Here is an 8,883-nt window from a genome sequence, read left to right as displayed (position 1 = left end):
GCATAAATCGACTAAATCCTTATCCGGCAAGAGACTTAATTGATTAGCTCGTTCTAGATCGAAAACAATTGACAAAAATCGCCAAATGTCTTTCTATATAAGGGTTTCATCCCTTATAAACCCCCTCCATTGCATAACACAAACCGAAGAACCCTTTTTCACTAAACCCTAATTATTCGCTAAAGAGATAATTGCTGCGATCGCCAACTGGCCAATCTTGATTTTCTCCCCCGATAATTAAACGTTTAATATCGACAAAATCCTTACTTAATTGGGTCAAGGCATTGATTAAAATATCTAAAGCAATAAGATCGCTAGTACCAAGGTCAAACCAACAACGTCCCCAAGTACCTAAGTATTCAAAATCGGTCATATTGTGCATCGGTGACATAAAGGCATTTTCGGCTATATCTGGATCGTATTCCATATAACTAATATCGACTCCCACCTCCTGTACCTGTAGGTTTTCGGCATTGAAAGCTCCTAATTTACCCAAATAAAACCAAGAAGCAAAAACTTCTTCTACATACTGCTGTTCCATATTCGAGGGAACTGTCGAAAATTCCAGCCAAAACCAGACATCAAAAGGATTAAATTCGCGAAATTGCACTTCCATGTTTTTAAAGGTAAAAAGTAAAAAAGAGGTTGGGTGTTAGGGTGTTGGGGGTTCGCAGTTCGGAGTCAAGAGTCAGGAACTCACCGTTCGCTTATTTTAAACTTAGGGAGCTTCGATAAATGAGGCTAACTGTTTTCTGTACAAGGCTTTTAGCCGACTAAGTGGGGAGCGAGGGACTATTTTGGGCAGTCATCTTCGCTGTGCCTGGGCATCGCTACAAAAACGAAGCAATTGTGATTTTAAGTAGGTTAGTTGGCACACTGCGAAGCGGCTCCCTTCGAGATCGCCTTGGATTAATTTTCTCCAAGTTAACCACCGCTAGGTCTTCTGAAAACTTTATGCTGTAAGCTTTTTTCGCCATGATAATAAGGTCGAGTTCAAAAATTTGAGCGAACGGTGAGAGGAGCAATATGCTGTAGGAACGGTTAAGTCTAAGATTTTTCAACCTAGACCAAGTTTCAATGCTTTTTAAAACTATGACAAAAAATCCAGAAGATAAGCAATCTATTCATTTAGATCCTAAATGTTTCTCTATGAAATCGACTAGGGTTGCTTTCGGAACAGCACCTATTATCTGATCGACCTTTTGACCCTTTTTGAAGAGTATCAGAGTGGGAACGCTGCGAATGTTATACTGACTAACAGTTCGCGGATTTTCATCTGCGTTCACTTTGACAACCTTTACGCGACCTGCATATTGTTCAGCAATCTCATCCACGACTGGTGCAACCATACGACAGGGACCACACCAGGGCGCATAAAACTCAACTAGAACAAAAGTATTGCTTTCTAGAACTTCTTCGTCAAAGATTTTGTCAGTAATTGGTGTAACTTGAGCGGATACTTGAATCTGCCATACATTTAAGCCAAGAATTAGCGTAATTGTGACTAAAAAATGGGCTAAAATTTTGGTTATTTGCTCGTTATTAATCATCGTTTTTTATCATTCTTAGCGGGAGATAGTAACCAAATAATCTACTTTTCGAGGCGGTGCTTGCTGAATCATTGTATTTCTTATTAAAATATCTACTTTGCCTTTGTATTCTTGAAAATTAGCATACTCCCTTCGATAGCGTAATCGATAATCTTTGGCTTCAACAGCTTTACCAATCTGCTCAGACTTTAACCCAGAATTGCCTGTATCTACGATAAAATCAACAGATATACTATCTTTTAGGGCAACATCGGGACTAGCAAAACTAATTATAGGAACATTATTGTTAATACCGATAACTCTAAAAGTTAAGTGGTTAGTTTTTCCGTAGTTAGGCTTACTCAGAACGACAGCATAAGCCGGGTCAGTAGAACGAAGTGAGTTTACATTAACTGACTCCCACACCCCCTCTTTTCCCATGTCATGGGTTTCACCGACACTTTGATAATAGTTAGCAGATACCTTTTTAGAAGCCAGGATATTTTGGAATTTATTCAAGTCAGTAGTTCCTAAAGGGATGATAATCTTCGGTAACGGATTGCCCGGAGGTTTTATCTTTGTGTAAATATTCTGAGTTAACTGATTGACGTTATTTGTTGGGTTAAGCTGGGAAGCTTGACTTAATTGAACTCCAGTTCTCGTTTCTACGATCCGACTAACTGTTGCCTTGTAAGATACTTGAGATAAAACAGGAACCACGCACAAAAGAGTGATTGTTAAGGCAAGTAAAACCACCTTGTGAATTCTAAGAAGTCTCAATTTAAGTTTCATGACTGATTTTTCCTCGATATTTTAAATTTCTGCTTTTCGTCAAATATCGGCTTTAGAAACAGCACATCTAAAACCATATTGCAGGTTTTTTTGGCTAATATCTATTAGGGACGGTTTTTGATGGATCGGATATAAAGCTATGTCTTGTCCATAAGAGCCTCCCTTAAGAGGTTGTTTGTTATGATCGGATTTCAAAGAAGCAGATATGTCATTATCGACTAACGAGCCAACATACCAAATATCTGTCCATTCAAAAGCATTACCGATCAGATCAAAGACACCGTATATACTCTGTCCATCGGGATAACTTTTAACTTTCTCCGCATGGCGATCATCCCAATTATCCTTATCTCGCCATTTATCGCCAGTATTTGCTTTAACTTTAGTGGGGTCAAGATTATTCCCCCAAGGATAATTATATTTTTGGGGTTTGTCAGATGATTTATATATGCCATAAGCAGATTTCTCCCATTCAAAAACAGTTGGTAATCGTTTTCCTTGCCAAGCGCAGTAAGCGAAAGCGTCTTTCCAATCGACATTGACAACTGGTGCATCTGGTTCTTTACTCCATTTATTATAAAAAGGCGGATTCCACCTGTCAGGTTTATGGTTTTGGGGATTCTCTTTATAGAAAAGTTGATCTCCAGATAATTTCTGATATTTTGCTGGATTCTCCTCAATCTCTTGCAAAAACTGTCTATATTCAGCATTAGTTACCTCATGTTTGTCAATATAAAAACTGTCTAACTCAATTTCCTTTTCCTTTTCCTTTTTGCTTTCAAGGGGATTGCCAATTAAAAACTGGCCCTTGGGGATAAGTGCCATATCTTGAGTTAAATTTCCTGATAACTTATCAGTTGGTATTTGGATAGTGATAGGATTTAAATAACGCCTGTATCCTTCTATTTTTACTGGATACCTAACAAGATAGCCATTGTTTTTTACTTCAACATAGTAAAATCCTTTTGGCAAACCCCCCAAATCTGGAAGTCCCCAACTCACTTTTACTTCTTTTACATTACCGTCCTTTTCCACAGATAATACTCTTGTGGCATGATTCAAATTTTCTCCCTGTATTGATTCTACCTTTAAACGACCAATATCATTCGGAATGACCCGTATTAAATAAACAGAAATCACGGAGAAGAGCAAAACAATTAATCCTTTCAAGCCACGGTCGCTATAATATCGCCATAAGCTATGTTGAAGTAATTTTTCTTTTTCAGAATCTAAATCAAGATTGGCTTTAAAGGGTTCAATCTCCTTAAATTGATTGACAGGAATAAGATGTCGATAAACTTTCCAATTTGCGAAACATCTCTCAAAAAGTTCTTGTGCTTTCTTAATTTCTAATTCTTTAATATCATACCACTTATTTACTTTCTGCACTAAATATTCATGGGTTAAAGAATATTTTTTTTCCCCAGGGATTGTTTCTATAAGACGGCTTCTGTCTAGCCTTTCAAGGACTGCTTCTATTTCCGTTTGAGCAATACCAATTTGTTGAGAAATTTCCGTGAGAGACTTAAAAGCACGAGTTCCTTGACTCGTAACCATTTGCTTGAGAATTAACTTCGCTTCTTCCCGTTCTTGAGGCAGAAATTGGTCAAGAATTACATCCACATATCCCTGCAAAATCCCCTTAACACCACCCAGTTCTTGATAGAGATTTTCCTTGATAATAACTGTTTCTCCTGCTTGTAGTTGCTCCTGATATCTTGTTCTCGCTTCATCAAACAGTCGGTTACAAACAATCTGAAGGTGAACGGGTTCGACTTGCTCACGCGATTCTTCATTAATTCCCTTGAGAAGTTGAGGTAGAAGTTGATTCTCTAATAAATCAGGATCGTAGATAATATTAGGATAGAGGCGTTGCAACGGTTTTTTAATCGCACTGAGAGCTTCACTTTTGTTTAAAGGTTTTAAATAATAGAAGTAACTCTCAGTATTAAATTCCGGTGATGTTTCCCAAAATTCTCCTAAATTTCCATAAAAATCCTGGCGGATAGAAATAATAAAGGTAATTGATGAAGCTTGAATCTGATTTAAGCATTCACCAAATTCTTGAGTGAACTTGGTCTGCTGCTGTTCTGGTAAATTTAAAAAGAATCTTTCAAATTGATCCAAGAAAATCGCTAAGGGACGTTTCGACTCATGGCGTACCTGATTTAAAACTTCAGCCATTGTCTGACAATGACTCAGATCGATATTGACATTTTCAAGATTGTTAATTCCCTCTTTAATTAGGTCGGTGGGATAGCCATAATCTCTAAAAACGATGGTAAAGTAACCTCTTTCTACCAGTCTAGGAATGATACCAGCATTAATTAAGGATGTTTTGCCACTCGCCGATTTTCCATTAATTAGCACTAATTTATGACTAGAGATTTTGGCAACCAGTAAATCCGAGACAACTTCCCGACCATAGAATATATCAGCATCCGTCGTGTCATAGTAACTTAGAAACTTATAGGGATCTTCTTGGCTAGGTCGATCCTCTTGACGGTATTGACTCCAACTTACAGAAGTTGATGACAAGGCATAAAATTTAATTTCATATTTGTTACCACCAACAACATCACCTCGAACGATTGCTTGATCGCCAAAGGAGATACTTGTACTCTGGTTATTTATACTGTCTTCCATAGCCATTACCTCATCACTCAAAAGTAGTTAACCGTATGTAGAAAACAATGAGGCTAGAAATTAGACAATAAGTGAAAGTCCGATCATTTTAGCGACTTTTACGAGAATTGGCCAAGCTTTAGTTCCAATTTCCCCAACATCTTTCACCTTGTCAAGGATATCTTTAGTGTTTGAGAGATATTGCCCAAATTTTTCTTGGGATTCCTGAGAATTGCTAATACCTCCTTTTTTAGCTTCATTAATCGCAGCAGCGACTTGACCGACGGCTAAATCTTTGTCATCTCCATCGATGGAAGACTCTTTGATTGATGCTTTTAATTGTTTAAGAAGCTCTAAGAGTTCTTCTTGAGAAAATGACGACTCAGCAGTCGCAGTTGTAGTGACTATCTTATCTCTACCAACTACATCGCCTCCAATAGTGGCATTGTTACCAATAGAAATATTAGCTCCCTGATTGTCTTTAGTCGAACCACTCATTTTCCTGTTCTCCTCTTCAGCACTAATGTAACCAAATATGTATCTGAATCTGCCCTCACTAGGACATGGAATAATAAGATATTACACCTAATCCTATCTCACCGTTCGCTTATTTTAAACTTAGGGAGCTTCAATAAATGAGGCTAACTGCTTTCTGTGCAAGGCTTTTAACCGATTAAGCGGGGAGCGAGGAACTATTTTGGGCGGTCAGCTTCGCTGTGCCCGCGGCATCGCTACGAAAATGAAGCAGTTATGATTTTAAGTAGGTTAGTTGGCACATTGCGAAGCAGATCCCTTCGAGATCACCTTGTATTAATTTTCTCGAAGTTAACCACCGCTAGGTCTTCTGAAAACTTTATGCTGTAAGCTTTTTTGCCATGATAATAAGGTGGAGTTCAAAAATTTGAGCGAACGGTGAGTCAGGAGATTGCGTTTTATTTGTTCTCCCCATTCCCCCATCTCCCCACTTCCCCTATCCCCTAACTCCTATGCTGTAATTTCCAGAGAAAACTAGCGAGGAGATTGGTGATAATATGAGCGAGAATTGGGATTAATAAATTACCGGTGATGATGACGGTATAACCGAGGGCAAAACCGACAACAGTTGCCCAGATAACATAGGGCCATTGTTGGGGACCGCTAAAATGGAGGATACCAAAAATTAGACTAGAAACGGTTAAACCAAAGATATTTAAGCCCAAAGCTGGCAAAATCACCCCGCGAAATAATAATTCTTCACTTAACCCCGGCAGTAATCCAATCCAAATTAAATCGGGCCATGCTAAAGGTTTAATGACTAATTCTAAGTAAGCATTAGCACTATGGCGATAACTAGACCAAAAACGATAGAGAAGCCCACTAATTCCACTAATTGCCCCCGCTAAGGCTAATCCGAACAGGAAATCCGGGAGAGTCCAGCGAATGGCGGGAATAGCGATCGCACCGAAATATTGCCAAACTTTGGCGACTACCAGCAAGATAATCGCCGTTACCGCCATAATGGTGAGGACTTGTGTGCGTGTCAGGGGATCAAATTCGGAATTAGGGGAATTAGTCACGGATTCTCGGATAAACAGCGTAAAGAGTTTAAATTAGGGCGAAGAGATGCTAGGTTAACCCCTGCCCGTTGACAAACGATCGCACCGATCGCCTCCATATACGAGTGTACCCTAATTGCTTTCACCCCTAGGGGTTCCGGGGCCACCTTCATTCTTGTACTATTTTCCTGCACGGAAATCAGTACAGTTTTTTCTTGACAAAAACTCAAAACTGTGCTAGAACCGCACGCACTGGCGGGAACGATCAGCGCGTCCACCTCCCGGCTCCAAATAGCATCGGGACCGGGCCGCTTGACCAATTGGGGGGCGCGACTCAAACCCACCAAAACGCAGGGTAAAAAAGTATAACCGATTTCTTCGGCCGCGGCCTTGGGGGAAAGTTGCGGATCGAGGGGCAGCGGACTTAAAGCGGGAGCGTGGGCTGCCGGTATTTGGAATTGTCGCACCACCAGATGGGAAATTACCGCTTCGGCCCCGGCAAGGGGATCCACCCCCTGACCATGGCGATAATTAGCCAGGGCAATGCTATCGGGATCGTCGGGAAAACGGGCAACAATGGCGATCGCTTCTGCCCGGCCTTGGTTAATCAGTTTTTCTGCTCCCCGCAGCAAGCTGTCGGGATTGCCAATTGTTCCCCAACTGGCCCCGGAGGCTGCCTCTCGCAACTGCACATTTAGGGGGGCATCGGTGATCAGGTAATCGGTGAGATCTAAGCCTAGGGTGGCCCGGACAGCATCGGCAGCCTGAAGGTGTCTTTGCAAGAGGTCAAATTCAATGGCGCGATCGAATAGTAACCCGATGCGATTTTGATGGACGGGACTTAATCCCCAATCCCCCCGGGCAAAACGATCTAAAGCGTAACCCTCCACATAATAGGTGTTGTCCAGAGGCCAGTACAGTTGTGCGCCGTTGAGGACATTGGGATGGGTAATTAGGCGATCGCAAACTTGGGCGATCGCTCTGGCCACGGGAATGCCATCCCCAGCATAACCGCCAATCGCTGCCCCGATGCCGGTGGGAATAATTAGTACGGCGGTATAGGGACGGGAATTCACGAGGCAGTGGTGACAATCGCTTCGACTTTGACTTGATTATTCTCGCTATCCACTTCTGTGATTGCCCAACGCAAGGGTTCACCCCGTTTGGCTAATTCTTTTTCGATTTCTTGCTGCAGTTGTTGCGGGGTTTCCTGTAGGTCGATTTCGGCACTAATAAAGTGAGTGGTCATAGTCATAACTCCCGTGGATCATCTCATTTAGTTTACCGCAGTGGGGAGACCACTTCGTGAGCGTTGCGGGGGGGAGTGGGGAGAAGACCGATAGCCGTAGTGTGACACCCTTAGGAATAGACCTCTTGTAAAAATCAAAAATTATCTTGGTTGGTTAGGAGTCAGCAGCCAGTAGCCAGGAGAATTAAGAAGGAACAGTAATCAATTAAACAGTCTATTTGGATATTTTATGCCACTTAATCCTTATTTTTAGCGTTTTTAAACCATCAAAAATCAATTGTGCCAGAGATTTAAGCATTAGCTTCAAAATAGTTAAGAATTATTCTCAACTATTAAAAAATATTGTTGATACTAGACTTGGCTAAAAAAAAGCCCTAGACTGAATGGTTGACAAGAAAATTAGTCTAGAGCCTGATTAAACCAAAGAAGCGATGCCAGTCGCTCCTTTAGCAGTGCATAGTTGAGGCTAAGTGATTACTAGAATCATTTAGCGCCAGCTTTGTCTATGTCTAAATTCTAGTCTTGACGTTATTGAGCGTCAACTTGAGTCTAAAAATCCTTTGATGGTTGGACACAGGTATTCTCTGGACTTTTTTGATCAAAGTTCGACTTAATTGAGATAATTTCTCATTTACTCTTTCCAAATCGTCAAGGAGAAGCAGATGTTATCTGATCCCACAGAATCCGAAAAAATAGATTTCCCCAAAACCCTAGATATCGCCACCGTTTGCGTTTATGGGCTAGGAATCCTCTCGGCGGGCTTATTTTTATTCCTGCCCTTCGTCAATCTCCTGCATCCGAGTCCGTGGCAGCGATGGTTAGGCACAATTCACGGTTTTGGCTCTTTATTAGCCCTAGTCGTCATTGTTTACGCAGGCCACCTCGCTTTTCCCCTGTTAAGAGGTTCTAGCAAACTCTTGCGGCAAATGCGAACCCTCACCTTCTGGGCTACCGTCCTCGCTTTTTTAGCGATCGCCACTGGTAATTTAGCCTATATGCGCTATCGGGCCGATTTAGAGTTTGGCGGTGCGCGGGCATGGCTAAAGGAAAATTCGCCCCTCGGTCAATACGTCCTCATGGAATACCACGAATTCAGCGTCCTTTTTACCCTACCCCTAGGCGTGGCCTGCACTTGGATTCTCTGGAAATACGG

At 41.4% G+C, this 8,883-nt stretch carries 9 protein-coding genes; 1 reads left to right on the top strand and 8 read right to left on the bottom strand.

The window, feature by feature from the left end:
* Positions 1–172: 172 nt before the first annotated feature.
* From PX481_RS24050 to PX481_RS24015, 8 genes are all read right to left on the bottom strand, one after another.
* Positions 173–616: a DUF3531 family protein gene (locus PX481_RS24050; RefSeq protein ID WP_002733109.1), complete on the bottom strand. Its 444-nt coding sequence runs from the start codon at positions 614–616 to the stop codon at positions 173–175.
* Between the two features lie 508 nt (positions 617–1,124).
* Entirely contained in the window at positions 1,125–1,439 is a 315-nt protein-coding gene (trxA, locus tag PX481_RS24045; protein WP_502846639.1) for a thioredoxin, read from the bottom strand.
* Positions 1,440–1,565: 126 nt separating this feature from the next.
* Positions 1,566–2,321 (bottom strand): hypothetical protein, encoded by a 756-nt coding sequence (locus tag PX481_RS24040; protein ID WP_002762811.1) that lies wholly within the window; start codon positions 2,319–2,321, stop codon positions 1,566–1,568.
* A 39-nt stretch (positions 2,322–2,360) separates the two neighbouring features.
* The gene (locus tag PX481_RS24035; RefSeq protein ID WP_288096437.1) at positions 2,361–4,973 is read right to left on the bottom strand and encodes an nSTAND1 domain-containing NTPase; all 2,613 of its coding nucleotides are present in this window, start codon (positions 4,971–4,973) and stop codon (positions 2,361–2,363) included.
* 54 nt (positions 4,974–5,027) lie between these two features.
* Positions 5,028–5,444: a hypothetical protein gene (locus PX481_RS24030; RefSeq protein WP_002762813.1), complete on the bottom strand. Its 417-nt coding sequence runs from the start codon at positions 5,442–5,444 to the stop codon at positions 5,028–5,030.
* Positions 5,445–5,923: 479 nt separating this feature from the next.
* Positions 5,924–6,502 (bottom strand): CPBP family intramembrane glutamic endopeptidase, encoded by a 579-nt coding sequence (locus PX481_RS24025; protein WP_002762814.1) that lies wholly within the window; start codon positions 6,500–6,502, stop codon positions 5,924–5,926.
* Positions 6,499–7,557: a DUF3326 domain-containing protein gene (locus tag PX481_RS24020; protein WP_002762816.1), complete on the bottom strand. Its 1,059-nt coding sequence runs from the start codon at positions 7,555–7,557 to the stop codon at positions 6,499–6,501. Before PX481_RS24020 ends, PX481_RS24025 begins: the two co-directional genes overlap by 4 nt.
* Complete coding sequence (locus tag PX481_RS24015; protein ID WP_002762817.1) at positions 7,554–7,730, bottom strand: DUF8621 family protein; 177 nt, start codon at positions 7,728–7,730, stop codon at positions 7,554–7,556. The genes PX481_RS24020 and PX481_RS24015 overlap by 4 nt, the downstream gene beginning before the upstream one ends.
* Positions 7,731–8,392: 662 nt before the next feature.
* On the opposite strand from PX481_RS24015, the gene PX481_RS24010 reads away from it, so the two are divergent.
* The coding region (locus PX481_RS24010) for a hypothetical protein (protein ID WP_288096434.1) at positions 8,393–8,883 on the top strand (491 nt) is incomplete at its 3' end.

The sequence above is a fragment of the Microcystis sp. M53603_WE2 genome (genome assembly GCF_030065435.1).
Note: the sequence above shows the minus strand (reverse complement) of the source record. Positions and strands in the feature narration are given on the sequence as shown.

Coding starts and splice junctions, on each gene's coding strand:
- PX481_RS24050 (WP_002733109.1), bottom strand. CDS start 616: ATGGAAGTGCAATTTCGCGAATTTAATCCTTTTGATGTCTGGTTTTGG.
- PX481_RS24040 (WP_002762811.1), bottom strand. CDS start 2,321: ATGAAACTTAAATTGAGACTTCTTAGAATTCACAAGGTGGTTTTACTT.
- PX481_RS24035 (WP_288096437.1), bottom strand. CDS start 4,973: ATGGCTATGGAAGACAGTATAAATAACCAGAGTACAAGTATCTCCTTT.
- PX481_RS24030 (WP_002762813.1), bottom strand. CDS start 5,444: ATGAGTGGTTCGACTAAAGACAATCAGGGAGCTAATATTTCTATTGGT.
- PX481_RS24015 (WP_002762817.1), bottom strand. CDS start 7,730: ATGACCACTCACTTTATTAGTGCCGAAATCGACCTACAGGAAACCCCG.